Origin of the sequence: Candidatus Manganitrophus morganii (assembly GCA_021651055.1) — a bacterium.
In the GTDB taxonomy this organism is placed as follows: Bacteria; Nitrospirota; Nitrospiria; order SBBL01; family Manganitrophaceae; genus Manganitrophus; species Manganitrophus morganii.
This window is the reverse complement of the sequence record JAJHOH010000001.1, coordinates 1,125,241-1,149,056: the sequence shown is the minus strand read 5'-3', so window position 1 is coordinate 1,149,056 and position 23,816 is coordinate 1,125,241. Positions and strand designations below refer to the sequence as shown.

28 protein-coding genes are annotated in these 23,816 nt (G+C 59.1%); 20 read left to right on the top strand and 8 right to left on the bottom strand.

Annotated features, from left to right (window positions below):
- Positions 1–21: 21 nt before the first annotated feature.
- The 15 genes from MCM46_05105 to MCM46_05035 all read left to right on the top strand — a co-directional run bounded on the left by MCM46_05105 (position 22) and on the right by MCM46_05035 (position 13,063).
- On the top strand, positions 22–510 hold the full coding sequence (locus MCM46_05105) for a cupin domain-containing protein (protein MCG3111185.1): 489 nt from the start codon (positions 22–24) through the stop codon (positions 508–510).
- 256 nt (positions 511–766) lie between these two features.
- Positions 767–1,141 carry a YciI family protein gene (locus MCM46_05100; protein ID MCG3111184.1) on the top strand — a complete coding sequence of 125 codons (375 nt, stop codon included), beginning with the start codon at positions 767–769 and terminating at the stop codon, positions 1,139–1,141.
- Between the two features lie 543 nt (positions 1,142–1,684).
- Positions 1,685–2,113: a YciI family protein gene (locus tag MCM46_05095; GenBank protein ID MCG3111183.1), complete on the top strand. Its 429-nt coding sequence runs from the start codon at positions 1,685–1,687 to the stop codon at positions 2,111–2,113.
- A gap of 35 nt (positions 2,114–2,148) precedes the next feature.
- Complete coding sequence (locus MCM46_05090; protein ID MCG3111182.1) at positions 2,149–2,571, top strand: VOC family protein; 423 nt, start codon at positions 2,149–2,151, stop codon at positions 2,569–2,571.
- Entirely contained in the window at positions 2,568–2,924 is a 357-nt protein-coding gene (locus MCM46_05085; protein MCG3111181.1) for a YciI family protein, read from the top strand. Before MCM46_05090 ends, MCM46_05085 begins: the two co-directional genes overlap by 4 nt.
- Before the next feature lie 41 nt (positions 2,925–2,965).
- Complete coding sequence (locus MCM46_05080) at positions 2,966–3,349, top strand: hypothetical protein (protein ID MCG3111180.1); 384 nt, start codon at positions 2,966–2,968, stop codon at positions 3,347–3,349.
- A 121-nt stretch (positions 3,350–3,470) separates the two neighbouring features.
- Entirely contained in the window at positions 3,471–3,827 is a 357-nt protein-coding gene (locus tag MCM46_05075) for a DUF1428 domain-containing protein (GenBank protein ID MCG3111179.1), read from the top strand.
- Between the two features lie 117 nt (positions 3,828–3,944).
- Positions 3,945–4,373 carry a YciI family protein gene (locus MCM46_05070; protein MCG3111178.1) on the top strand — a complete coding sequence of 143 codons (429 nt, stop codon included), beginning with the start codon at positions 3,945–3,947 and terminating at the stop codon, positions 4,371–4,373.
- Between the two features lie 66 nt (positions 4,374–4,439).
- Positions 4,440–5,621: an efflux RND transporter periplasmic adaptor subunit gene (locus MCM46_05065; GenBank protein MCG3111177.1), complete on the top strand. Its 1,182-nt coding sequence runs from the start codon at positions 4,440–4,442 to the stop codon at positions 5,619–5,621.
- A gap of 8 nt (positions 5,622–5,629) precedes the next feature.
- Entirely contained in the window at positions 5,630–8,773 is a 3,144-nt protein-coding gene (locus MCM46_05060) for an efflux RND transporter permease subunit (GenBank protein ID MCG3111176.1), read from the top strand.
- Positions 8,774–8,793: 20 nt separating this feature from the next.
- Positions 8,794–10,047 carry an RNA polymerase sigma factor gene (locus MCM46_05055; protein ID MCG3111175.1) on the top strand — a complete coding sequence of 418 codons (1,254 nt, stop codon included), beginning with the start codon at positions 8,794–8,796 and terminating at the stop codon, positions 10,045–10,047.
- A gap of 197 nt (positions 10,048–10,244) precedes the next feature.
- Positions 10,245–10,964: a class I SAM-dependent methyltransferase gene (locus tag MCM46_05050; protein MCG3111174.1), complete on the top strand. Its 720-nt coding sequence runs from the start codon at positions 10,245–10,247 to the stop codon at positions 10,962–10,964.
- A gap of 192 nt (positions 10,965–11,156) precedes the next feature.
- Positions 11,157–11,864, top strand: a complete 708-nt coding sequence (locus tag MCM46_05045) for an FKBP-type peptidyl-prolyl cis-trans isomerase (GenBank protein ID MCG3111173.1) — start codon at positions 11,157–11,159, stop codon at positions 11,862–11,864.
- A gap of 268 nt (positions 11,865–12,132) precedes the next feature.
- Positions 12,133–12,723: an exopolysaccharide biosynthesis protein gene (locus MCM46_05040; protein MCG3111172.1), complete on the top strand. Its 591-nt coding sequence runs from the start codon at positions 12,133–12,135 to the stop codon at positions 12,721–12,723.
- A 112-nt stretch (positions 12,724–12,835) separates the two neighbouring features.
- Positions 12,836–13,063, top strand: coding sequence for an amphi-Trp domain-containing protein (locus MCM46_05035; protein MCG3111171.1), 228 nt, complete (start codon positions 12,836–12,838; stop codon positions 13,061–13,063).
- 46 nt (positions 13,064–13,109) lie between these two features.
- Here MCM46_05035 and MCM46_05030 read toward each other — a convergent pair whose 3' ends face one another.
- Positions 13,110–13,667: a DsbA family protein gene (locus MCM46_05030; GenBank protein ID MCG3111170.1), complete on the bottom strand. Its 558-nt coding sequence runs from the start codon at positions 13,665–13,667 to the stop codon at positions 13,110–13,112.
- Entirely contained in the window at positions 13,660–14,157 is a 498-nt protein-coding gene (locus tag MCM46_05025) for a peroxiredoxin (GenBank protein MCG3111169.1), read from the bottom strand. The genes MCM46_05030 and MCM46_05025 overlap by 8 nt, the downstream gene beginning before the upstream one ends.
- Positions 14,158–14,293: 136 nt before the next feature.
- Here MCM46_05025 and MCM46_05020 point away from each other — a divergent pair, with 136 nt between their 5' ends.
- Together MCM46_05020 and MCM46_05015 are read left to right on the top strand one after the other, a co-directional pair.
- Entirely contained in the window at positions 14,294–15,193 is a 900-nt protein-coding gene (locus MCM46_05020; protein ID MCG3111168.1) for an SDR family oxidoreductase, read from the top strand.
- 9 nt (positions 15,194–15,202) lie between these two features.
- The gene (locus MCM46_05015; protein MCG3111167.1) at positions 15,203–16,195 is read left to right on the top strand and encodes a GNAT family N-acetyltransferase; all 993 of its coding nucleotides are present in this window, start codon (positions 15,203–15,205) and stop codon (positions 16,193–16,195) included.
- 34 nt (positions 16,196–16,229) lie between these two features.
- Here the strand turns inward: MCM46_05015 and MCM46_05010 are convergent, their stop codons facing one another.
- The 6 genes from MCM46_05010 to MCM46_04985 form a co-directional block, all read right to left on the bottom strand.
- The gene (locus tag MCM46_05010; protein ID MCG3111166.1) at positions 16,230–16,511 is read right to left on the bottom strand and encodes a hypothetical protein; all 282 of its coding nucleotides are present in this window, start codon (positions 16,509–16,511) and stop codon (positions 16,230–16,232) included.
- A gap of 134 nt (positions 16,512–16,645) precedes the next feature.
- Complete coding sequence (locus tag MCM46_05005) at positions 16,646–18,493, bottom strand: glycoside hydrolase family 15 protein (protein MCG3111165.1); 1,848 nt, start codon at positions 18,491–18,493, stop codon at positions 16,646–16,648.
- Complete coding sequence (locus tag MCM46_05000; GenBank protein MCG3111164.1) at positions 18,494–19,597, bottom strand: glucose 1-dehydrogenase; 1,104 nt, start codon at positions 19,595–19,597, stop codon at positions 18,494–18,496.
- Positions 19,598–19,697: 100 nt separating this feature from the next.
- A complete protein-coding gene (locus MCM46_04995) occupies positions 19,698–20,279 on the bottom strand; it encodes a hypothetical protein (GenBank protein ID MCG3111163.1) in 582 nt (193 codons plus the stop codon).
- A gap of 24 nt (positions 20,280–20,303) precedes the next feature.
- Positions 20,304–20,699 (bottom strand): ester cyclase, encoded by a 396-nt coding sequence (locus MCM46_04990; protein MCG3111162.1) that lies wholly within the window; start codon positions 20,697–20,699, stop codon positions 20,304–20,306.
- Between the two features lie 20 nt (positions 20,700–20,719).
- On the bottom strand, positions 20,720–20,875 hold the full coding sequence (locus tag MCM46_04985) for a hypothetical protein (protein ID MCG3111161.1): 156 nt from the start codon (positions 20,873–20,875) through the stop codon (positions 20,720–20,722).
- Between the two features lie 318 nt (positions 20,876–21,193).
- Here MCM46_04985 and MCM46_04980 point away from each other — a divergent pair, with 318 nt between their 5' ends.
- The 3 genes from MCM46_04980 (at position 21,194) to MCM46_04970 (ending at position 23,707) form a co-directional block, all read left to right on the top strand.
- Positions 21,194–21,931: a rhomboid family intramembrane serine protease gene (locus tag MCM46_04980; GenBank protein MCG3111160.1), complete on the top strand. Its 738-nt coding sequence runs from the start codon at positions 21,194–21,196 to the stop codon at positions 21,929–21,931.
- 17 nt (positions 21,932–21,948) lie between these two features.
- On the top strand, positions 21,949–22,788 hold the full coding sequence (locus MCM46_04975) for an ATP-dependent Clp protease proteolytic subunit (protein MCG3111159.1): 840 nt from the start codon (positions 21,949–21,951) through the stop codon (positions 22,786–22,788).
- Between the two features lie 115 nt (positions 22,789–22,903).
- Positions 22,904–23,707, top strand: coding sequence for a hypothetical protein (locus tag MCM46_04970; protein MCG3111158.1), 804 nt, complete (start codon positions 22,904–22,906; stop codon positions 23,705–23,707).
- Positions 23,708–23,816: the final 109 nt, after the last annotated feature.

Here is a 23,816-nt window from a genome sequence, read left to right as displayed (position 1 = left end):
GTTCACACTAGGTGAGAAACGATGCGTAAGGTGAATCTGAAAGATATTCCTGATGAGACCTGGTCGTCGCCGAAAGGGAAATTCGGCGGGGCGAGCAAAGAGATCTCTGTCGCGTTGGGGCGAAAGCCTTCGTCGATGGACCTGAAGGAGCGGCATCCCTTCGATGTGGAGTTGTGCCGCCTTCCTCCGGGAAAGATCCACTCTCCTTATCACTCGCACAGCGCGCAGTGGGAGTTTTATCATGTGATCTCCGGCGCGGGACAGGTCCGGCATCAGGAGGGGATGACTTCCATCGAAGCGGGCGATGCCTTTCTTTTCGAGCCGGACCAGCCGCATCAACTGATCAATAACGGGGCTGAGGATCTGGTTCTCTATGTTGTCGCGGATAACCCGATTGGCGAGTCGGCCCATTATCCGGACAGCAAGAAGTGGCTTGTGCGCTCACCCGAGCGTAGGGTGGTCCGGCCGGAGGGGGCCGAGGAGTTGGATTATTACAGTGGGGAAGAATAAGGGAGAGTAGTCTCTAGATTTCGGAGTTTAGCTTTGTAGGGGCAGGCCTCCGTGCCTGCCCTTGTCTTCATCCAGATTCAATCAATGCGGGCGGCCACAGGGGGCCGCCCCTACCAGATCGAACCGACCTGACAGTCCCCAGCTTTTTCGATGATCCATTTAAAAATCCCCTCAACCATAGCCCATTTGTCGATTTTCAGCCCCTCCGACGACTATTGAATGTTCATAGACGATACGTCACAACTTGGAGCAAGCCATGAAATATATCTGCCTGATCTATTTCGATGAAAAGAAACTGGAAGCAATGTCCAAAAACGAACTGGACGCCTTTATGGAGGAGTGCCTGGTCTGCGATGTGCAGCTCAAGAAGAGCGGTCACGCCATTGCCTGCCAAGTGCTCGAACCGATTCAGTCCGCCACCACCGTCCGGGTCCGAAAGGGCAGGGTATCGATCATGGATGGACCCTTCGCCGAAACAAAGGAACAGCTCGGCGGGTTCGTCCTCATCAATGCCAGGGATCTGAATGAAGCAATCCAGGTCGCCTCGAAGATCCCGCCGGCGCGCCTGGGGAGCGTCGAAGTCCGGCCGATCGGCGAATCAAACCACACGTTGCTTGGAGCGCGAGAATGAAAAAGAAATACACCGGAAGCTGCCACTGCGGCGCGGTCCGCTTTGAAGCGGAGATCGATCTGAGCGAGGGGACCTTTTGAGGGAAGTGAATGATCTTTGTACTAGACAGCGGGCGGTCCTCCTATGTATTTTAGCCGTATCGTTAAAATCACTGGGGGATTAATACCACATTGCACTTGATCGGCCCAGTCTTCCTTTCATTGCAATCACCGGTAGTGGGTCAGTTTAAATTTTGTCATGCTCGCGGAAGCGGGCATCCAGAGGTTTAAGAGCACTGGATTCCCGCTTTCGCGGGAATGACGACCAAAAAGGAACCGCTCAACCCAAACTGACCCACTACCCAATCACCGACCGGTTTGACCGGGGCCGGCTGGAACGAATCGTTTGATAAACTCGCGGAAAGCTTGAAATAACTTAGAAGAGGGAAAATTGTCGATTTTGGCCCCGCCCAACGACTAGATAATGAAACATGAAGCGGTGGCTTCTTCCGGCTGGAACCATCCAAAAGCCGGGTTCAAACTCTAAACCAGAAGGAGAATGAAGATGCGATACATGATCATCGTCAAGGCGAGCAAAAACTCGGAAGCCGGCGTGATGCCGGAGGAGAAGCTCATCGCCGAGATGGCGACCTACCACGAAGAGCTGGCGAAGGCCGGCGTCCTGGTCGACGGCGCCGGCTTGCAGGCAAGCGCGAAGGGGTTCAAAATTAAATATTCCGGAAACAAACGGACCGTGGTCGACGGCCCCTTTACCGAAACGAAGGAGATGATCGCCGGCTACACGATCATCAATGTAAAATCGAGGGAAGAGGCGGTCGAATGGGCCAAGCGCTTCCCCAACCCGCACGGCGAAGGGGCGGAGACGGAGATCGAGGTTCGCCGGTTCTTCGAGCTGGAGGACTTCGCTCCGAGCGAGGCGGTGGATCGCCATCGCGAAATTTGGAAAGAGGAGAATCTCTCCAAGAATAAGTAACTGATCAAATGGATGAGGCATCGAAAGGAGAGAAGATGGCGACGAAAATTTTCGTGAATCTACCGGTCAAGGATCTCAAGAAGTCGATCGATTTCTTTACGAAGCTCGGCTTCACCTTCAACCCCCAATTCACCGACGAGACGGCCACCTGCATGATCGTGAGCGAGGAGAACTTCGTGATGCTCTTGACCGAAGAGAAGTTTAAGAGCTTTACGCCGAAACCGGTTTGCGATGCGACCAAAAGCACCGAGGTGCTCCTCGCTTTATCATTGGAGAGCCGCGCGAAGGTCGATGAAATCGTCCGCAAGGCGGTCGCCGCCGGGGGAACGACTTACAAGGAGCCGCAAGACCACGGCTTTATGTACGCGCATGGGTTTCAAGATCCGGACGGCCACATCTGGGAGCCGTTCTTCATGGAGCCGAGCGCGATCAACCAGGCTAACGAGGGATCGAGATGAAATACATGTTGCTGATTTACCTTGAGGAAAAAACGTTGAGCGAGACCGAGCGGGAGGCGTGTTACAAGGAATCGACGCAACTCGCGCACGATTTGAAATCGAAGGGGCAATATCTGTCCGCCAATCCGTTGCATCCGATCTCGATGGCGACCAGCGTCCGGGTCCGCAGCGGCAAACGTCTCGTGACCGATGGGCCGTTCGCCGAAACGCGCGAACAGCTGGGCGGCTATTTCCTCGTCGACGCAAAGGATCTCGACGAGGCGATCGGCATCGCCGAGCGGATTCCGATGGTGCGCAAGGGGACGGTCGAGGTCCGGCCGGTGATCGAGATGCCGGGCCTGCCGACGGAATAACGTCTGTAACCGATTCGATGAAGGATGAAGGAGGGAGAGAAATGGCGAAGAATAAAGTGGTGTTTTTCGAGATCCCCGCTTCGGATTTTAAGAAGGCCAAAGCATTTTATGAAAAGGTCTTCGACTGGAAAGTCGAGCTCTGGGGGGACGAGGGGGCGATGGCCTACACGACGCCGGTCGATCAAGAGCACAACCCGACCGAGCCGGGCGGGATCAACGGCGGGTTCTATCAACGCAAATCCAAAACCGACCAGCCGTCGTTCGGCGTGGAAACCGGCTCGATCGATGAGACGCTGAAGGCGATCGAGAAGGCGGGAGGGAAGGTCGTTACGCCGAAACACGCCACCGGAGAGTGGGGCTTCATGGCCGATTTCGCCGATCCGGAGGGGAACGTCATGACCCTTTGGGAAAAGGCGAAGAAATAAATCGGCCACCGGCGCGCTGAACTTTGAAAGACGCAAATAAGCGGCCTCCCTCTGCGGATGAAGATGCTCCGGATTGAAACGGATAAGGGGTCGTTCACTTTTAAACGAAGGAGAAACGCATATGGCGAAGTATGTCGACGGTTTTGTCATACCGATCCAGAAGAAAAACCTGCAAGCTTACCGCCGGATCGCTCAGAAGGCGGGGAAAATCTGGCGGGAGTACGGCGCTCTGGAATACCGGGAATGCGCTGGAGACGACCTGAAGGTGCAGATGGGGGTGCCGTTCACGCGCCTTGTAAAAGTCAAGCCGGGTGAGACGGTGGTCTTCGCGTGGATCGTCTACAAGTCGCGCGCGCATCGCGACAGCGTCAACGCCAAAGTGATGAAAGACCCGCGCCTGCATATGGACCCGAAGGCGATGCCTTTTGATGTCAAGCGGATGTCCTACGGCGGATTCAAGGCCTTGGTCGACCTCTGAGCCGGTGAAGGGGTGTATTGACCTGGGGTAAAATGAAATTATCGGTTTCGGCCATTGCGGAATGATGGTAGAATCTGGAATCAATCAAAGCGTCATTTGAGATAAGGAGAGACGAACATGCGATTCATGGTCATCGTCAAAGCGAGCCAGGAGTCCGAGGCCGGCGTTTTGCCGAGCGAGACCCTGTTGACCGAAATGGGAAAGTACAATGAGGAGCTGGTCAAAGCCGGCGTGATGCTGGCGGGGGAGGGACTGCAGCCGAGCGCGAAGGGGGCGCGCGTCCGCTTCAGCGGGGCCAAGCGGACCGTGATCGACGGCCCTTTCGCCGAAACGAAGGAGCTGGTTGCCGGCTTCTGGCTCTGGCAGGTGAAGTCGAAGGAAGAGGCGATCGAATGGCTCAAGCGGGCCCCTTTCCAGGAGGGAGAGGTCGAAATCCGTCAGGTGTTCGAAACCGAGGATTTCGCCCCCAGCGATCCCACGGGAGAACTCCGCGCGGCGGAGGAGCGCCTGCGCGCGCAGACCGAACAGCGCACCCCGAAGCGGTAATCACGGCGGGCGACCCGGCGTTCAGGCTTCACGCGAGGCGACGCCGACAAGCAAAGGAGAACATCGATGAAGGATACAAGAAACGGAGGGCGCGGCGACCGGGAAGGGAGCCTGAAGAGACTCCGTTGGGTCATTCTCGGAGTGGTGATTGTCCTGCCAATCGCCGGCGGCCTCGTCGGGATGAAGGTGCTCCAGTTCAAGGCGATGGGGGACGCCGCCGCCCAACAGGTCATGCCGCCCGAGCGGGTCAATGCCGCCGAGGTGCGTGAAGAGCAGTGGCAGCCGCGCGTTTCCTCGGTCGGAACGGTCATGGCCGTTCAGGGAACGGTGGTTAGGGCCGAAGCCGAGGGGATCGTCCGCGAGATCGCGTTCGATGCGGGCGCCGTGGTCAAGGCCGGTGATCTGCTGGCGCAGCTTGATGCTGATATCGAGCAGACGCAGCTGCGTTCGGCCGAAGCGGCGGCCGAATTGGCGCGCCTCTCCTTCAAACGTGCCAAAGAGCTTATCGAAAGCGACGGGATCTCCCAGGCCCAGTATGATTCGGCCGCCAGCAACCTCAAGCAGGCCGATGCCCAATTGGACAACATCCGGGCGGTCATCGCCAAGAAAACGGTGCGCGCCCCCTTCTCCGGCAAGCTCGGCATCCGGCAGATCAGCGTCGGGCAGCTTCTCCAGAGAGGGAGCCCGGTGGTGTCGCTTCACTCCCTCGATCCGGTTTACGTCGATTTCTCATTGCCGCAGCAGCAATTGAGCGATCCGGTCGAAGGGCTGAAGGTGGCCGTGGCATCCGACGCTTTTCCAAAGCAATCGTTCGGGGGGAAGATCACGGCGGTGAATCCGGAGATCGATCCCGCGACGAGAAACGTCCGGGTCCAGGCGACATTGGCCAATCCCGGCGGCCGGCTGCGGCCCGGCATGTTCGTCTCGGTCGAGATGATTCTCGCGCGGTCGGAAAAGGTGTTGCTCATTCCGGCGACCGCAGTGGTTCACGCTCCCTTCGGCGACTCTGTTTTTGTCATTGAAGAGGGGCCCGCCGGTCCGGGCGGAGCGAAACCGCTCGTTGTCCGGCAGCAGTTCGTGCGCCTGGGCGCGCAACAGGGGGACTTTGTTGTTGTGACCGAAGGCCTCAAAATCGGCGAGAGAATCGTCTCCACCGGCGTTTTCAAGCTTCGGCCGGGGATGGCGGTGGTCATCGACAACACGCTGGCGCCCCCCTTCACATTAACGCCGAAGCCCGATAACAGCTAAAAGGACCCATGATGAAAGCCTTTACCGATATTTTTGTGCGCCGTCCGGTCCTGGCGATCGTGGTCAATGTTCTGATCATCATCGCCGGCCTGCAAGCCTGGAAGACGCTGAGCGTCCGCCAATATCCCCGAAGCGAAAACGCCTCGGTGACGATCGCGACCGTCTACATCGGCGCGAGCGCCGACGTGGTGCGCGGTTTCATCACCACCGCGATCGAGCGTTCGATCGCCTCCGCGGACGGCATCGATTATGTCGAATCGAGAAGTCTCCTCGGTCTCTCCCTCGTCACCGCCCGCCTGAAGCTCAACTACGACCCCACCCGCGCGCTCGCCGACATCACCGCGAAGGTGAATCAGGTTCGAAACGAGCTGCCCGCGGAGGCGGAGGTCCCTTCCATCAGCGTGCAGTCGGCCGACTCGGAGTTCGCGGCCGCTTACCTGAGCTTTGCGTCCGACGCCCTGACGCAGAGTGAAATCACCGATTACGTGGTGCGCGCGATTCAGCCCCGCCTCGCTTCGCTCGCGGGGGTGCAGAAGGCGGAGATCATCGGCGCGCGCACCTTCGCGATGCGGGTCTGGTTGAAGCCGGCGCAGATGGCGGCGTTGAACGTCAGCCCCGCACAGATTCGCGCCGCGCTGGCGGCGAATAACTTTCTCGCCGCCGTCGGCAATACGAAAGGGGCGTTCGTTCAGGTCAATCTGACCGCCAACACCGACTTGCACACAGTGGAGGAGTTCAAACAGCTCGTCATCCGGCGGGAGAACGATACCATCGTCCGGCTGCAGGACGTCGCCGACGTCGAGATGGGGGCGGAGGACTACGACACGGAGGTCCGTTTTACCGGACAGACGGCGATTTTCATCGGAATTTTTCCGCTCCCCCACGCCAACACCATCGACGTGGTCGAACGGGTCCGCGCGGAGCTCGATTCGATCCGGCGCGATTTGCCGAAAGGTCTCCAGGGGAGCGTCGCCTATGATGCTTCCGAGTACATCAGCAGCGCCATTCACGAAGTGCTCGGCACCCTCACCGAAACGTTGATCATCGTCGTGCTCGTCATCTTTTTCTTTCTCGGCTCCTTCCGGTCGGCGCTGGTACCGATCCTCGCCATCCCGGTCTCTCTCATCGGCAGCGTCTTTCTAATGCAGTCGTTCGGTTTCACCCTCAACCTGCTCACGCTGCTCGCCATCGTGCTGTCGGTCGGCCTGGTCGTGGACGACGCCATCGTCGTGGTCGAGAATGTCGAACGCCACCTGCGCGAAGGGCGCACGCCGTTCCAGGCGGCGCTGGTCGGAGCGCGCGAGCTGATCGGGCCGGTGATCGCCATGACGATCACCCTCGCCGCGGTCTACACGCCGATCGGCCTGCAAGGGGGTTTCACGGGGGCGCTCTTTCGCGAATTCGCCCTCACCCTCGCGGGGGCCGTCACGATTTCCGGCATCGTAGCCCTGACGCTCTCGCCGATGATGGCGGCGAAACTGCTTCGCAGTGCGGACCGGGAAGAGCGCGGCTTCACCGGTTGGATCAATCACCACTTCGACCGTCTGCGCCAGGGGTATGGGGGGATGCTCGACCGGACGATGCGGGCCCGTCCCGCGGTCTATACCGTCTGGATCGCCCTCAGCCTGCTGACGGTCCCGATGTACCTCTTTTCACCCAAAGAGCTGGCGCCAGTGGAGGACCAAGGGTTCATGTTCGGCATCATCAACAACGCGGCGAACGCGTCGGCGGACCAGAAGAGCCATTTCGGCCGCGCCGCCGAGCAGGCGTTTCTCTCGACACCCGAGCGGGATGTGACCTTTCAGATCCTCATGTCCCCCTCGGATCCGTTCGCCGCGGCGATGGGGGTCGGCGGATTCAGCGGGATGGTCGTGAAACCGTGGGAGCAGCGCGATCGTTCCATCTCGCAGATCTTGCCCGAGGTGCAGGGCAAGCTCTCCGCCATTCCCGGCTTGCAGGTATTCGCCGCCAGACCCCCCGCGCTGCCGGGCGGCGGCAACTTCCCGGTCGAATTCATCATCGCGTCGACCGCCGAGCCGGAGCGGATGCTGGAAGTGGCGCAGAAGCTTCAGATGAAAGCGATGGAAAGCGGCCTTTTTTATTTCCCGCCGGAGATCGACCTGAAATACGACCAGCCGCAGTCGGAAATCGTCATCGACCATCAGAAGGTCGCAACCCTCGGCCTGAACAACGCCCAGATCGGCGCCGATCTGGCCGCCGCGCTTGGCGGCAACTATGTGAACCGCTTCAACATCGCGGGACGGGCCTACAAGGTGATCCCGCAAATTGCGCGCGCCGAGCGGCTCAATCCCGATCAACTGAAAGATATCTACGTCACCGGACCGGACAACCGGCTCATTCCGCTGAGCGCGATCGCGACCATCCGCGACGGCACGGTGCCGCGCTCGCTCAACCGCTTCCAGCAGATGAATGCGATCAAGCTTTCCGGAATGACCGCCCAGCTCGATGAAGGGCTGAAGGTTCTCGAAAATGCCGCGCGCGACATTTTGCCCCCCGGCTACACGATCAACTACACCGGAGAGTCTCGGCAGCTTCGCACCGAAGGGGGGAAGTTCCTTCCGGCGCTGGGACTTGCGATTCTGTTGATCTTCCTCGTGCTCGCGGTGCAGTTCAACTCGTTCCGCGACCCGCTGGTGATCCTTCTGGGGTCGGTGCCGCTGGCGATGTTCGGCGCGCTGATTTTCACCGTCCTGAAGATGCCCAACCCCGATCTTCCCTACTGGACCGACGGGTGGACCACGACGATGAACATCTACGCGCAGGTCGGGCTGGTGACCCTCGTCGGGCTGGTGGCGAAAAACGGCATCCTCATCGTCGAATTTGCCAACAAGCTTCAAGAGGGGGGCGCCGACAAGCGGTCGGCCGTCAAAGAAGCGGCGATGACCCGTTTGCGCCCCGTCTTGATGACCTCTGTGGCGACCGTCGCGGGTCACTTCCCGCTGACGCTGGTCAGCGGTCCGGGCGCCGCGGCGCGCAATTCGATCGGCCTGGTCCTGGTCGGCGGGATGATCATCGGCACGATCTTCACCCTCTTCGTGGTGCCGTCGCTCTACATGCTGATGGCCAAGCAGCACAACGCCGACCGCGCCGCCGTACCGCAGCTCCAACCGGTCGAGGCGGCGAAGTCCTGACCGGCCTGTTTGGAATTTGGATGGGTCAAGATGCAGCCGAAAAAATGCGCGAGGTCGTGGACGGTGTTTACCGCTCCGACTCGCGCCGCGTCCTCGCCACCCTGATCCGGCTGCTCGGCGACTTCGATCTGGCCGAGGAGGCGATGCACGACGCCTTCGCCGCGGCGGTGGAGCAGTGGCGGCAGGAGGGGGTCCCAAAGAATCCGGCGGCGTGGCTCATTTCGACCGGCCGCTTCAAAGCGATCGACGGGATGCGCCGTCGCGCCCGGTTCGACGCGTCGCTCGGGGAGATCGCCAGGAGTCTGGAGGCCGCCGCGAGTGATACGTCCGGATGGGAAAATGAAAGTGTCGAGGACGACCGCCTCCGCCTGATTTTCACCTGCAGCCATCCCGCCCTCCCCCCCGACGCCCGGATCGCGCTGACGCTGCGCGAAGTCTGCGGCCTCACGACGGAAGAGATCGCGCGCGCCTTCCTGACCGCCCCTCCCACGGTGGCGCAGCGGATCGTGCGGGCCAAGCGAAAAATCAAGGACGCGGGCATTCCCTATCAGGTGCCGTCGCAGCGCGATCTTCCCGACCGGCTCGACGCCGTCCTTCGTGTCATCTATCTCGTTTTCAACGAGGGTTATTCGGCGTCGTCGGGGAGCTCGCTGACGCGGCGCGACCTTTCGGCTGAAGCGATCCGGCTCGGAAGGCTCCTCATCGAGTTGCTGCCGGAGCCCGAGGCGATGGGGCTTCTGGGACTGATGCTGATTCAGGAGTCGCGGCGCGCCGCGCGCGCCTCCCCGGAAGGGGATTTGATCCTGCTCGACAACCAGGACCGCTCGCTCTGGCGCCGGGATCAGATCGCGGAGGGGACGGCGCTGGTGGAGCGGGCCCTGTCGTCGCGCCGGTTCGGCCCCTACACGCTCCAAGCGGCGATCGCGGCGGTCCATGCCGAGGCGCCGACCGCCGCGGCGACCGATTGGGCCCAGATCGTCGGACTCTACGACGTGTTGATGCGGGTGGAGCCCTCCCCCGTGATCGAGCTGAACCGCGCCGTGGCGGTGGCGATGCGCGACGGCCCGTCGGCCGGTCTTGCCCTCATCGACGCTCTCCTGGCAAGCGGCGAACTGGAGGAGTACCACCTGGCGCACTCGGCGCGCGCCGACCTCTGCCGCCGGCTCGGGAAAACGAAAGAAGCCCGCGCCTCCTACGAACGGGCCCTTTCCCTCACGCAGCAGGAACCGGAACGGCGGTTTCTCCGGCGGCGGCTGGACGAACTGCCGAACTAAAAATCGAGTCCGTTGCCTTTCCGATCGGACTTTTTCTGCGACATCCGACCCGGATCCTTCCCGAAAACAAGTCGTTGACATCATCGGTAAACTGGATTATACAGAACAACCGGAGGGGAAAATGTCTTTTGGGGCATTTCATCTTGTACGGTCGGTTGCCGGAACGAAATCCCTTTGAACAGGGTAGGAGCGTTTAAATGAGTGTCAGGAGAGTCCTCAACGGTTTCTTAAGGCCGTTCGGTTATAAGGTCGCCAAGTTTACCCCGGAGGCGGACATGGAGCCTGAAATCCATCATGGCTTCACATTGTACAATTACCGCACGGAAGACGGAAAATTCGACTACGAGAAATACCGGCAGATCCAGACGGAGGGGAACAAAAAAAAGATCGATCGCGTTTGGGTGCAAGAGGAAAACATCGACTTCCTCTCCCGTTATATCGCCGAGCGGATCGGAACGCCCCAATTCGGTATTTGCCATGGAACGCGACGCGGCCTGGAACAGTCGTGGTTCGGCGCGCGCCTCAAATGTAAAGTGATCGGGACCGAAATCTCCGACACGGCGGCGCAGTTCCCGAATACCATCCAGTGGGATTTCCATGAGGTCAAGCAAGAATGGGTGGGGGCCGTCGACTTCATCTATAGCAATTCGTTTGACCACAGTTACGATCCGGAGAAATGTATCAACGCCTGGATGTCTTGTATCAAGCCGGGGGGGCTTTGCATCCTGGAGCATAGCTCCGGTCATGCCCCGTCCCGCGCCTCCTCGCTCGATCCGTTTGGCGCCGATCTCCGGCAGATGCCCTACCTCATTTCGATTTGGGGAAAAGGGGCGTTTTGCGTCCGCGAGATCCTTCAAGCGCCGTTCAAAAGACCCGATCTTGCCTATTCCTACTTCATCGTGATCCACAAATTCTAACAAACGGCCGGAGCCCCGATTTTGCGGTTTGGCCGGGGGAATTGTTAATTGCGCGCAAAAGGTGTATTTTAACGGCTGTTTGCATTCGGCGGCCGGGTTTTTTGCGGCGTGATGGTGCATTCGGTCGCAGGGCAAACGCGAATGAGAGAAGGATCCATACGGATCAGTGAGTGATCAAACAAAGGAGCATGTATGTTATTTCGATTCATTGCAATTGTTGGTTTAGGACTTCTGTCCGTTTCGGTTTACGCGGCCGATAAATCGGATCTTAAAACGCAAAAGGACAAAGTCAGCTACAGCATCGGATTGGATATCGGGAGAAATTTAAAAGACCAATCGATCGAGGTCGATCCGAAACTGTTGTCGCAGGGGATCCAGGATGCGACCTCCGGAAAACATCTTCTGACCGACGAGGAAATCCAGAAGGTCATGTCGACGTTTCGGGAAGAGATGCAGGCCAAGGCGGCCGCGCAGGCAAAGGTGGTCGGGGATAAAAACCTGAAAGAAGGGAATGCCTTTCTGGCTGAGAATAAGAAAAAAAAGGGGGTGGTGACCCTTCCAAGCGGCCTGCAGTACAAAATCATCACCGCCGGCACAGGAAAGAAACCCAAAACCACCGATACCGTCACGACCAATTATAAAGGGACCCTCATCGACGGGACCGAGTTCGATAGCTCGCATAAGCGTGGAGAACCGGCCAGTTTCCCGGTGGAGGGTGTGATCCCCGGCTGGACCGAGGCGCTGCAATTGATGCCGGTCGGCTCGAAATGGCAGCTTGTGGTTCCCCCGTCTCTTGCTTACGGTCCCCGCGGCGCCGGGCAGGCGATCGGGCCGAACGCGACGCTGATTTTCGAGGTGGAACTCCTCGCGATCGAGGAAGCGGGTAAAACACCCCAATAAGGACCCTGTCCCATTTGGGGGAGCGGTTCCCCACAGTCCTTTTTAGACGTTAATGAACACGCTTCGCGCGTCGTACGGTTCGTTTGTAGGGGCGTATTGCCATACGCCCCTACAAATTGCCGACCTGCGCAGCGGCTCTCTTCACCCCGCCTGGAATTGATCCCGTCTGGAAATCAATGCTAACATAGAAGCCAGCGATGCGCTCTTACGCTGGACTTACTGATGTAAGATCACGCCTGACCCTAAATCGTCTTTATTTCCGGGACGCATGAGCAAAGATCGAAAACTTACGAATCTGGAGCAGCTGCTCGATCGGATCGAAAAGGCCGCGGAGGAGGATCGGGTTTCTCTCGGGGCGATTTTGGAGAGGGTGGGACGGAGTTCGTTCGGTCCCTTGCTGCTTGTGGCGGGGTTGATCACCCTGGCGCCCCTGATCGGGGATATTCCGGGCGTGCCGACGATCATGGCGATGTTTGTATTGTTGACCGCGGGACAGTTGCTGTTCCGCAGGAACTATATTTGGCTGCCGCGCTGGCTGCTGAAACGGTCCGTGGCGCGGAACAAGCTCTGCAAGGCGCTCGGGTGGCTGCGGCGCCCGGCGCGGTTCGTCGATCGCCTGTTACGGTCGCGCCTTACGATCTTCACCCAAGGCGCCGGAATCTACGCCATCGCGGTCGGCTGCATCGTCATCGCCGCCGCGATGCCGGCGATGGAGCTGGTCCCCTTCAGCGCCAACGGCGCCGGGGCGGCCCTCACCGCCTTCGGTCTATCGCTCCTCGCCGACGACGGGCTCCTGGCGCTGCTTGCTTTTGTCTTCACGGCCGCTACCTTCGGATTGGCTGTTTATCACCTGCTCTGATTCGAAATCATTTGCGTGGCTCGGGTTCCGGTACAGAGGCAATGCGGAGCGCCGGGGAAGTCGCTGCCGAAAACTAAAATCCTGTCGGAAAAAGAGAGAAGGAGTTTGAGTGATGCCGCCACGTAAATCTCGAGACTTGGAACGCACCTACACCCGCCGGCAGTTTGTAGAAAAGCTGCGCCGCTTGGCAGACGCTTTGGAAAAGGAGCGGCCTTTCACAATACAAGTCGCCGGCGAGCGACTCCACATCCCCGCCGACGCCGTTTTTAACATCGAGCACGAACGTGAGGGGGCGGAGAATGAGTTGGAGTTCCAGCTTCTTTGGAAGAGTACGATCTGATTCTGTTTTTGCCTCGTTACCGAACGCCGGCGCCCGATCATTCCGGCTACGCCGCGCGTCTTCGGTCCATCGCCGCTCTGACGGCGGCGATCGCGGCCGTCATCGATTCGTAGTCTCGGGGCCCGTCGTAGCGGAGGCGATTGATGAAGAGGGTCGGTGTCCCGTTGACGCCGTCTCGGATTCCCCGACGGAAATCCTGCTTGACCTCTTCCCGATGCATATGTGCCTTCATCTCCCGGTCGAAGCGGTGGAGATCGAGGCCGATCGCGTCGGCATAGTCGAGCAGGTCCTCATCTTCAAGCCGATCCTGATGGGTGAAGAGCATGTCGTGCATCTCCCAGAATTTTCCTTGCGCGCCGGCCGCTTCGGCCGCCTCGGCCGCCGGCAGGGCGTGGGGGTGAATGTTCGTGATCGGGAAATGCCGGTAGACGAGCCGGACCGTATCGGGGTTGTCGGCCGCGAGCGCTTGCAGCACGGGATGGGCCATCCCGCAGTAAGGGCATTCGAAATCGCCGTATTCGAGAAGGGTGACCGGCGCGTCGGGCGGGCCGAGAATCCAATCGTCGTCGGTGATCGGCGTCTTTTGTATTTGGTCGTTAAGCATAACGGGCCTCCTTCGGGCGCGCTCCCTGGATCCGTTCGAGCGCATCGAAAATGATGTTCAAGCCGGGCGCGATCGCGGGATCTTCGGAAACCCAGCACTCGCGGAGCATCCCTGTCTCGTCGATAAAGAAAAGGGCGCGCTCGCTGATCCCGTCTTTTTCGCGAAAGACCTCATATTGGCGGGCGACCTCGCCGTGGGGCCAGAAATCGCTCAGCAACGGAAAGGTCAAGTGCTGGCGCTCGGCCCAAGCGCGATGCGAGTAGGTGTTGTCGACGCTGACCCCCAGGACTTCGGCGTTGTAGCCGCGGATGTCGTCGAGAACCTCTTGTATGAGCGACAACTCGCTGGTGCAGACGGGCGACCAGTCGGCCGGGTAGAACGAGAGGACGACATTTTTTCCGCGATAGCCGCTCAGCTTGACCGGCTGCGCCTCGCCGTTCGGCAAGGTGAAATCGACGGCCGGTTTGTTTGGATAAGAGAGAGAAGCCATGGTATCCTCCTTTGCTTCCTGAATTTATCTGGACCTTTTTATCTTCTCTGTATATATTTTATTCTACGCCGATGGCTCTTCAGGGACAATCGGTGCGAAGTGTCCCAGGCGCGGCTGCACGCCCAATGGGGTCTGAATGAAAACACTCGAAGGCAAAGTGGCCGTAGTTGCGGGCGCCACGCGGGGCGCGGGAAGGGGGATTGCCTGCATGTTGGGCGAAGCGGGGGCGACCGTCTACTGCACCGGCCGGAGCAGCCGGAACGTGAAGCAACAAGGGGAAGGGGGGGAGTTTGATTTGGCCGGCCGGCCGGAAACGGTTGAAGAGACCGCCGAGAAGGTGACCGCGCGGGGCGGGGCCGGCATCCCGGCGCGGGTTAACCATACGGTCGAAGATCAAGTCAAAGCGCTCTTCGATCGGGTCCGGACCGAACAGGGGCGGCTCGATCTGCTGGTCAACGATGTCTGGGGGGGAGACGCGTTGACCGAGTGGGGGAAGCCGTTCTGGGAGTTGTCTTTGCAGAAAGGATTTTTAATGTTGGAACGCGCCGTCCATTCTCACATCATCACGAGCCGTTACGCCGCGCCGTTGATGATCGCGCGCGGGGAGGGGCTCGTCGTCGAAATCACCGACGGGGACAACTTTGCGTATCGGGGCAATCTTTTTTATGATCTCGTGAAAATCTCCGTCATCCGGCTCGCCTACGCGATGTCGGAGGAGCTCCGTCCGCATCGGATCACGGCGCTTGCCGTGACCCCCGGTTTTCTTCGGTCCGAAGCGATGCTCGATCACTTCGGCGTGACGGAGGCGAACTGGCGGGAGGGGGCGAAGAAAGACCGGCACTTCATCGCCTCGGAGACGCCGTTCTACGTCGGCCGAGCCGTGGCGGCGTTGGCCTCCGATCCCGAGGTGTCGAAGAAGTCCGGTAAGGTCTTCAGCTCGTGGGGCTTGGCGCGGGAGTTCGGCTTCACCGACATCGACGGAAGCCGGCCGGACTGGGGGAGGTATTTTGAGGAGAACGTTTCGAACCGGTCGTGAGGGCGTTGAATGAAAATTCGACCGGCCGTCATGGAGGATGCCCCCGCGATCAGCGCCCTCGTCCGTGCGCTGGCGGAGGAATTCATTGTGCCCGACTTCATCGAAGCGGCGGCCAAGCGGCTGCTCGAAGAGATGGATACCGCATCGATCCGGAAGTACATTGCGTCCGGCTGTCGTTATCACGTCGCCGAAGAGGGTGGGAAGATCATCGGCGCGGTTGCGGTGAAAGAGAACGGCCATCTCTTCCATCTCTTCGTGTCGAAAGATTTTCAGGGCCACGGCATCGCAAGGGCGCTCTGGGAAACAGCCAAAGGGGCGAGTCTCGCCGGCGGGAATCCGGGACGGTTCACCGTGAACGCCTCCCTTGCGGCCGTCGGCGTGTATGAAAAGCTCGGTTTTGTCAGGCAATCTGAACCGGTTAGCCAGTCGGGGATCGTTTATGTGCCGATGATGCTGGACTTGAGGGTTGGTCGGAAGGACGAAAGACTCCACATTCGAGATGCAAAGAAGATCGACCGGGAGGCGATCCGGGAGGTGACGCTGGCCGCTTTTCAGGAGTACGCGGCGCAGATGCCGGTCCATTGGGAAGGCTACCGGAAGGGCATATTGGCCACCCTTGCGAATATAGAACCGGCCGAGCAGATCGTTGCGGAGCGCGAGGGTGTGATTGTCGGCGCCATTCTATTGTACCCGGCCGGGAGTGTCTATTCTCCGCCGAACAATCCCCCGATGACGCGAGCGTGGCCGGAGATGCGCTTATTGGCCGTCGCGCCGGCGGCGCGCGGGTTCGGCATCGGAGCGGCGCTTGTGCACGAGTGCATCCGGCGTGCGCGCCGGTCGGGGAGTCAGGCGCTGATGCTGCATACCAGCGATGTGATGCAGGTGGCGATGCGGATGTACGAGCAGATGGGGTTTGTGCGGGCTCCGGAACTCGACTTCCATCTGTCTGGAGACGTGACGGTGAAGGGTTACCGCTTCAACCTGGATGTCCCGACATCCTAAGCCGGCATCGCCGATTGAAGCGGGTCCGCTGAAGCTACGAAGGGAGATCGGAAGGGGGGTCGAAGGGTTGTCCAGAGAGCTCGCGCAGGAACTTCATCTCGTTTTCGAGGGTCCGAACGCGCTCTCCCAGGCTCTCGCGAAGCAGGCTCTCCACGCGGCAGTTCGCCAAGAGATAACGCACCATCGTCTGAAGACAGCTGATTCGCCATTCCGTATCCGCTGCTTCTTCCGAATCCATCTGCGTCTGTTTCTCGACCGCCGCGGATGCCTGATTCAATTCGTCGATCGCTTCGCTCAGTTTTTCTTTGATAGACATCTCCGCCTCCAACTCCAATCCAAAGTGCGAGAATCAAGCGTAGCATTTTTGGAGGAGAAAGTTCAATCCCGATTCAAGGGGGGGAACAGACATTCGCGCGGTGACCTTTTGTAGGGGCGTATTGCAATACGCCCCTACGCTCGATCGGCGCTTCCGAGCGCCCGGTCGAGGTTGAATGCGGCGCTGATCAGGGCGAGATGGGTGAACGCCTGCGGAAAGTTCCCCAGCGCCTCCCCCACGGGACCGGTCTCCTCGGCGTAGAGGCCAAGGTGATTGGCGTAGCCGAGCATCTGCTCGAAGATCAGCCGGGCGCTGTCTCGCTTTTGGGGATCGAAGCGGCCGGCCCGCGCCATCGCTTCCACCAGCCAAAAGGTGCAGATGTTAAAGGTTCCTTCGATATCGTCGAATCCGTCCGGCAGGTCCCGAACGTTGTAGCGGTAAACGAGGCTGTTGGAGACGAGTCCCCCCTCATCGGGTGATTTGAGGACGGCATCGAGCGTTTTCCGCATCCGGGGGTCGTCGGGAGAAGTAAAGAAAACCAGCGGCATCATCAGCGTCGCCGCATCGAGAGAGTGCCCGCCGTAGTACTGAACGAACGTCTCCCGTTTCTCGTCCCATCCCCGGGTCATGATCTCCTGATAGATCGTATCGCGGCAGGAGAGCCATCTTAAGCGGTCCGCCGGAAAAGAACGCTTCTCGGAGAGCCGGTGGGCCCGATCGAACGCCACCCAGCACATCAGCTTCGAGTAGACAAAGTGGCGCCGGCCGCTCCGGACCTCCCAGATCCCCTCGTCGGGCTGATCCCAATTCTTGCCCAGGTAATCCATCAGCCGGCACAAGCTCTGCCAGAAGTCGTACGAGATCGGCGCGCCGTATTTGTTGTAGAGATAAACGGAGTCCATCAGCTCCCCATAGATGTCGAGCTGGAGATGATTGTAGGCGTCGTTGCCGATCCGGACCGGGCGCGATCCCCGGTATCCTTCAAGGTGGCCGAGATGCTCCTCCGTAAGATGGTGCCGGCCGTCGATTCCATACATGATTTGAAGCGATCCGTCGGGATTCAGTTCTTTGCAGCGCGCCTCCACCCACCCCATGAATGCCGTCGCCTCTTCCGTAAGACCGATCCGCATCAAGGCATAGAGGGTAAAGGCGGCATCCCGGATCCAGGTGTAACGATAATCCCAATTTCGCCCCCCTCCCACCACTTCGGGCAGGGAACAGGTCGGTGCGGCGACGATCGCCCCGGTCGGCTGAAAGGTCATCAGCTTCAGAAGCAGCGCCGAGCGATGCACCATCTCACGCCACCGGCCGCTGTAGGTGCACTTGGAGAGCCAGCGCCGCCAGTAGTCGACCGTCTTTTTAAAAAGCGCGGTTGCCGCTTCCTCGGTGAGCCCGGCCCCGCAGCCCGGTTCTTCCGCGGTATCCTGCAGAAGAAAGGTGACGCTCTCTTCCTCCCGAAGCGTAAACGCGGCGGTCACGCCGTTTCCATCCCGCCGAAGCGGTACGGAGGTCGCCAAGCCGAGCGCGAGCGAAGGAGATTCGAAGCGGACGCCCCCCGGGAGAAGATGGGTTTGGTGTTCATCGCGTGCATAGTTGAAGGCGGGGCGGCACTCCATTCGAAAGGCCATCGTCCCACGGACGACCCGGACGCGGCGAACGAGCTGGTGGCTCCCATGTCCTTCCCAGGCCGGCTCAACCGGCATGTAGTCGGTCACCTCTCCGACGCCGTCCGGAGAGTAAAAGCGGGTCACCAGGATATTGGTGTCGGGCCAGTACGATTGTCTCGGTTGCATGTTTGCCGTCGGGTCGGCCGGCGCAATCTTGAAGCGCCCTCCGATCCGGTCGTCTAAGATGGCGGCAAAAACACTGGGCGAGTCGAAATGGGGAAAGCAGAACCAGTCGATGGAGCCATCCATGCCGACAAGGGCCGCGGTGTGCATATCGCCGATCAGCCCGTAGTTTTCAATCGGTTGATATCCCATTTATAGGTCGGCTACTTCGCAGTAAATTTTGACGGCCTCTTTCCCTTCGTTCAGGAGTTGGAACAACCGTTCGTAATTTTCGAGCCCTTTCACCGGATGGGTCAGAAGACGCTTGAGCCACCCAGGATAGGCCGACTCGGCATAGGCCAGATCGCGCACCCCCGCCTCGAAGTGCTCCCGGTTGGCGCTAACGGTCCCGACGGCGACCTTGTTTCCCAGCACGAATCCCAAGTTGATTTGATCGGCCGGGACTTCGCTCCGACCCTCTCCGCCGGTGACGCTGGAGAGAATCAGCACCCCGTTTTTTCCCAGTGCTTCCATCGCCTCGAAGGCGATCGGAGCGTGTCCTGTCGCTTCCAAGATGAGATCGAACGGTCCGTACCGCCGCGCCGCGTTGCCAACAGAGACCTCTTGTGTCGAGAGGTACCGGGCCCCGATCGCTTCGGCAAGGTCGGCATTCAGATAAGGCTTCTGTCTGCGGGCAAAAGTGGTTACCTCCAAGCCCCGGAGGCGGAGGATCAGCGTCGCCAGTAACCCAATCGTTCCGGCCCCCAGCACTGCCGCCCGTTGCGGTTGCCAGATCTTCAGCCGGTGCTGGATCTCCTTCGCCTGGGCCCATCCTTTTTCCATGACGGTGCTCGGCTCCAGCAAGACCCCGATCTCTTTCAAGGCGGGAGGCACTTCGATCAGGTACTCCATATCATCGACGTAATATTCGGCCAGATACCCGTGGAGGAGATTGATGCCGCGCTCATAATAAGTTTCATCGGTGGTAAAGTCGGAGAGGCCGATTTGATCGTAAAGGCTGCGGCCCGGCCGGCGGACGGTGGAGACGACATAGCTGCCGGGCGTCAGACCGGTGACATTCGGTCCGACCGCCTCCACACGGCCAAAACTTTCATGGCCGAGGATGAGAAAGTCTTCCCCCGGTGGCGGGGTCCCGTAGAGCGCTTCATTAATTTCTCGGTCAGTGCCGTCGACGCCGACGCGGAGCACTTTCACGAGAACGCCCCGTCCGTTCGGGATGCTTTCGATATCAGGCCGGGCCACTTCAGTCAGATGGGCTGAATTGGGTTTTCCGGGATAAACCGCAATCGCTTTCATTTTTCGCTCTGGGAGTTCATTTGGGGGCTCGTTGATGTACGTCGGCTTCCCTTCCAGTTTAATCAATCGAAGGGGACGATCACAATAGGGACCGTTTTGGTTACCGGATCAACTTAAATTCTACATCCGTCCCCATTTTTAGCATGTAGCCGAGCTGGATATGAAAATAGCCGAGGGTCTCCAGCCAGCGGGCGTTCTGAAGCGGGCCGGCATCGACGGCATCAAAGCCGATGTCCCGTCCCATTTGAAGAACCGTTGCCTTCGATTCCCCTTCATCCCCCGCGACAAAAAGGGAGATCGGCTCGTTCTTCACCCGTCCGGTATCCATATGGCCGGCAAAAGCGGTATTGAATGATTTGATCACCTTCGCGCCGGGGGCTTTCTTTTGAATCTCCTCCGCACCGCTGGTCGTGCAGCCGAGCGCAAGCTGATAATCGGGAGTGATGGCATTCGTCACATCGAGGAGCGTTTTTCCGTTGACACTTTCTCCCATCTCACGCAACGAATCATCAACGGCATCAAACGGGACGGCGAGGATAACGACCTCTCCCCAGGCAGCGGTCTCCCGGACCCCGTTTGGATCTTTCCCCACGTTTCTGACCGAGTACCCTGCACGCTCCAACCCTCGCTTCAGCGCGCTTCCGACATTTCCATTTCCGATAATTCCGATTTTCGGTTTCATTGATTTCTCCCTCCGCTTCCTTGGCTAAAACATGGTGTTGTTGTTCGCCGATTTCTCCGGAACCTCTTGGATCACGTCCCAATGCTCGACGACCTTTCCGTTTTCCAGCCGGAAAATATCAGCCACCGCCATGCCGCGGTCGTCCGGCTTTCGGACCATATGGCTGTGGAGCGCCACCCGATCCCCTTCGGCGATCTCTCTTTTGAAATTGACCCGCAGAGAAGGAAAGGCTTTTGTAAATTCGCGGACAAAGGCGATAAACGCGTCCGGGCCGTCCGGCGCCATCGGATTGTGCTGCCGGTAGTAGGGGCCCATGTATTTTGCGACCGCTTCCTCGGGCTTCTTTTGATTGAAGGCGAGATCATAAAATTCCCGGACGACTTTTTTGTTTGTTTCTTTTGCTTCTAATGATTGAGTCATCTCTTCACTCCACAAGGTCCTTACGCCGTCCTCGCTCCGCCTCCGGGGATTTGGACGAGACCGAGTTGTGTCATGACGCTCAGGCTGTCGTAATAGAACATCTTTTCAACCATATGAAGCTGCTCAAAAGTGCTCCAGTCCCTTGCGTTCCAGGCGCGGTCGGCGCGCCGAATCACCTCAGGTTCTCATCCACACTGCTCATAACAGCGGTTCCTTTTCCGGTTAAAAGCCTCCGGCGCATGTTCCCATCCTAGCCCCGGCCTTGAACATGTGTCTATAACCCTTTGGAAGAGGGGGAGAATCCTCACAATGCAGGGTGTATCTCCCTGCGCCAAGCGGAGGAAGAATCGTCTTGCTCGGAAAGGGGATGTTGACTTGATTTGTACGACCCGGCTATACAGGAGGAAGAAGTCGAGAAATAACGTCTTACGAAACGCATAGGTAACGTTGACAAATTGTTGCCCGTGATTTCGTCTGCCAGGAAGCCGAAAAACATGATTCCGATTCGCGATACCATCCCAAGCAGGAGTACCCCTGTCGTCACTTGGTCGCTGATTGCCCTCAACACGGCCGTCTTTTTTTATGAGCTCAGCCTGGGCCCGATCGGCGTCGAACAGCTCTTTTATTGGTTCGGCCTCGTTCCCGCCCGCTACAGCCATCCCGAGTGGGCGCGGACGGTCGGGCTCCCTCCCGACGAGTACCTCCCTTTTCTGACGAGCATGTTCCTGCACGGGGGATGGCTGCACCTGATCGGCAACATGTGGACCCTTTGGATCTTCGGCGACAATGTCGAAGATCGAATGGGACACGCTCGCTTTTTGACCTTCTACCTGCTGACCGGCCTTGCGGCGGGGTTGACCCACTGGCTCACGAACATCGATTCCATTGTCCCGACGGTCGGCGCTTCGGGGGCCATTGCAGGGGTGCTGGGGGCCTATTTCATCTTGTTCCCGCACGCCCGCATCATCGCGATCTTCCCGGTTTTCTTCTTTCCGTTCTTTTTCGAGCTGCCGGCGGGGGTTTATCTTTTGTTCTGGGGGCTCAGCCAGCTCTTCAGCGGGACCCTCTCAACGCTTGCCGCCGCAGACGTGGGGGGGGTGGCTTGGTGGGCGCACGTCGGCGGCTTTGTTTCGGGGATGTTGCTTTATCGGCTCTTCATCCTTCGTCCGCGCGACGGTCCCCGGCGATTCGAGCGGGACGAGGTCGGCATCGAAGGGGCCTGGGCCCGTTAACCGATTAGGAGGAAACCATGGGAGTCGGCGATCTCTTTTTTTTCTTCTTCATCTTCACGGCGCTCCAGCCGGTCCTGCAGCAACGCCTTCTTGAAGGCTCGCGCCGGCGGCTCATCGCGCAGATCGAGCACAAGCGCGGCTCGCGCGTTATCCTGCTGGTCCACCGGCAGGAGACGATGAATGTGCTCGGCTTTCCGATCATGCGGTATATCGACATTAACGATTCCGAGGATATCTTGCGCGCCTGCGAGCTGACCGATCCGGAGGTGCCGATCGACATCGTATTGCATACCCCGGGCGGACTGGTTTTGGCCGCGCTCCAGATCGCCCATGCCGTGCGCCATCGGAAGGGGAGGGTGACGGTCTTCGTGCCGCATTATGCCATGTCGGGGGGGACGCTCATCGCCCTTGCCGCCGATGAAATCGTAATGGCGCGCGACGCGGTGCTCGGGCCGGTCGATCCGCAGCTCGGGCAATATCCCGCCGCCTCCCTGCTGAAGGTGGTCGCAAAAAAACCGATCTCCGAGGTGGACGACAATACCCTCATTTTCGCCGACATCGGTGAAAAGGCGATCAACCAGGTTCGCGAGAGCGTCGGCGAACTGCTGCTGCGCACCCTGCCGCCGGACAAGTCGGCCGAGCTGGCCGGCCTCCTTTCCACGGGGACATGGACCCATGACTATCCGATTCGATTTGAGGAGGCCCAACGGCTCGGCCTCCATGTCCGCTCGGAGATGCCCCCTGAGATCTTGCAGCTGATGAGCCTCTATCCGCAGCCGGTCCGGCGGCAGCCCTCGGTGGAGTACCTGCCGATGCCGCGCCGCGCGCAGGAGCCGGCGCGGGGGGCGTCTAAGTAGCTGTCTTGGAGAGCGGTTGACTTCCTCATTCGACTGGACTATATAGGAGAACCGGGGGTGAAGAAGGACCCCTTCTGCGACCCACATGTGTTTAAAGAGACGGCCCTGAGACAAAATGCAGAGGAAGATCGCGGCCTTTGTTGCATTCAATGCCTATTTATTCTGTATCCTCATTGCATTTTATAATGCGCTTCCCGAGCTCTTTCACCTGAACTTTCGTTCTTCTCTGTCCCCTTTATTGCCCGATCCGTACTTTGAAACTCCCCAATGGGATTTTAGGCGCCTTCCTTTTCTTCTCCTGAGCCTCCTGGCGACATCGATCGCGGCCGTTCTGGCCGGTGCGATCGTAAAGCGCCGGGGCGGGGTGGTCGCCGCGAAGAGCGCCATCCCGATCACGATTGTGTGGATCGAGATTTTTTTCGTTTCTCTTTTTACCGGGACCCTCGCTTCCGGAGCCGTCTCCCTTGCGGCCGTCCCCCTCACGATCTTGTTCTCCTCCTATTGCGGGAACGTCGGCGAACGGATGCAGCGGGAATACTATTCCGATACGACGATTTTTGGGATTTATCCTTATCATTTTATCTGGATAGTGTTTCCCCTTTTCGTCTATTCGATGATGACGGCCGCTTGGCTTCCCTATCTTGTAGATGCTCTCTTTCACAATGGGCTGGGTGCGAGTTTTTCCGAAACGCTTCTCCACCTGCTCTCCCTGATATACACTCTCCTTCCTTTTTTAGGGATGAGCGCACTTCTCCATATCGTTTATAAAATACTGACCGGAAGGATTTTCAAAATACGATCGGAATGGGGGAGGGCCCTCTTCACGATGGGCCTCTTGGTCGTCGTTCCGATCGTTCTCTATCGGGTTTTGTGGGTGATCGGACGATTGATGCGACTGATTCCTTTAGAGGGGATTTAATGGAAAACCAGACGTCTTTGCAAACAAAGTAGTGCCAGCACTACGAGCATCGTCCGGATATGAGAGGTTACTTAAGTAAGCCGTGTTTTATTAGGCCAGACGAGCAGAA

Excerpts from the sequence above, each read along its gene's own strand:
- MCM46_05060 (MCG3111176.1), top strand. The coding sequence starts at position 5,630 with ATGATGAAAGCCTTTACCGATATTTTTGTGCGCCGTCCGGTCCTGGCG.
- MCM46_05005 (MCG3111165.1), bottom strand. The coding sequence starts at position 18,493 with ATGGGATATCAACCGATTGAAAACTACGGGCTGATCGGCGATATGCAC.
- MCM46_05015 (MCG3111167.1), top strand. The coding sequence starts at position 15,203 with ATGAAAATTCGACCGGCCGTCATGGAGGATGCCCCCGCGATCAGCGCC.
- MCM46_05075 (MCG3111179.1), top strand. The coding sequence starts at position 3,471 with ATGGCGAAGTATGTCGACGGTTTTGTCATACCGATCCAGAAGAAAAAC.
- MCM46_05040 (MCG3111172.1), top strand. The coding sequence starts at position 12,133 with ATGAGCAAAGATCGAAAACTTACGAATCTGGAGCAGCTGCTCGATCGG.
- MCM46_05085 (MCG3111181.1), top strand. The coding sequence starts at position 2,568 with ATGAAATACATGTTGCTGATTTACCTTGAGGAAAAAACGTTGAGCGAG.
- MCM46_05105 (MCG3111185.1), top strand. The coding sequence starts at position 22 with ATGCGTAAGGTGAATCTGAAAGATATTCCTGATGAGACCTGGTCGTCG.
- MCM46_05030 (MCG3111170.1), bottom strand. The coding sequence starts at position 13,667 with ATGCTTAACGACCAAATACAAAAGACGCCGATCACCGACGACGATTGG.
- MCM46_05025 (MCG3111169.1), bottom strand. The coding sequence starts at position 14,157 with ATGGCTTCTCTCTCTTATCCAAACAAACCGGCCGTCGATTTCACCTTG.
- MCM46_05100 (MCG3111184.1), top strand. The coding sequence starts at position 767 with ATGAAATATATCTGCCTGATCTATTTCGATGAAAAGAAACTGGAAGCA.
- MCM46_05050 (MCG3111174.1), top strand. The coding sequence starts at position 10,245 with ATGAGTGTCAGGAGAGTCCTCAACGGTTTCTTAAGGCCGTTCGGTTAT.
- MCM46_05020 (MCG3111168.1), top strand. The coding sequence starts at position 14,294 with ATGAAAACACTCGAAGGCAAAGTGGCCGTAGTTGCGGGCGCCACGCGG.
- MCM46_05070 (MCG3111178.1), top strand. The coding sequence starts at position 3,945 with ATGCGATTCATGGTCATCGTCAAAGCGAGCCAGGAGTCCGAGGCCGGC.
- MCM46_05000 (MCG3111164.1), bottom strand. The coding sequence starts at position 19,597 with ATGAAAGCGATTGCGGTTTATCCCGGAAAACCCAATTCAGCCCATCTG.
- MCM46_05035 (MCG3111171.1), top strand. The coding sequence starts at position 12,836 with ATGCCGCCACGTAAATCTCGAGACTTGGAACGCACCTACACCCGCCGG.
- MCM46_05010 (MCG3111166.1), bottom strand. The coding sequence starts at position 16,511 with ATGTCTATCAAAGAAAAACTGAGCGAAGCGATCGACGAATTGAATCAG.
- MCM46_04975 (MCG3111159.1), top strand. The coding sequence starts at position 21,949 with ATGGGAGTCGGCGATCTCTTTTTTTTCTTCTTCATCTTCACGGCGCTC.
- MCM46_04980 (MCG3111160.1), top strand. The coding sequence starts at position 21,194 with ATGATTCCGATTCGCGATACCATCCCAAGCAGGAGTACCCCTGTCGTC.
- MCM46_05080 (MCG3111180.1), top strand. The coding sequence starts at position 2,966 with ATGGCGAAGAATAAAGTGGTGTTTTTCGAGATCCCCGCTTCGGATTTT.
- MCM46_05055 (MCG3111175.1), top strand. The coding sequence starts at position 8,794 with ATGGGTCAAGATGCAGCCGAAAAAATGCGCGAGGTCGTGGACGGTGTT.
- MCM46_04970 (MCG3111158.1), top strand. The coding sequence starts at position 22,904 with ATGCAGAGGAAGATCGCGGCCTTTGTTGCATTCAATGCCTATTTATTC.
- MCM46_04990 (MCG3111162.1), bottom strand. The coding sequence starts at position 20,699 with ATGACTCAATCATTAGAAGCAAAAGAAACAAACAAAAAAGTCGTCCGG.
- MCM46_05065 (MCG3111177.1), top strand. The coding sequence starts at position 4,440 with ATGAAGGATACAAGAAACGGAGGGCGCGGCGACCGGGAAGGGAGCCTG.
- MCM46_04995 (MCG3111163.1), bottom strand. The coding sequence starts at position 20,279 with ATGAAACCGAAAATCGGAATTATCGGAAATGGAAATGTCGGAAGCGCG.
- MCM46_05090 (MCG3111182.1), top strand. The coding sequence starts at position 2,149 with ATGGCGACGAAAATTTTCGTGAATCTACCGGTCAAGGATCTCAAGAAG.
- MCM46_05095 (MCG3111183.1), top strand. The coding sequence starts at position 1,685 with ATGCGATACATGATCATCGTCAAGGCGAGCAAAAACTCGGAAGCCGGC.
- MCM46_05045 (MCG3111173.1), top strand. The coding sequence starts at position 11,157 with ATGTTATTTCGATTCATTGCAATTGTTGGTTTAGGACTTCTGTCCGTT.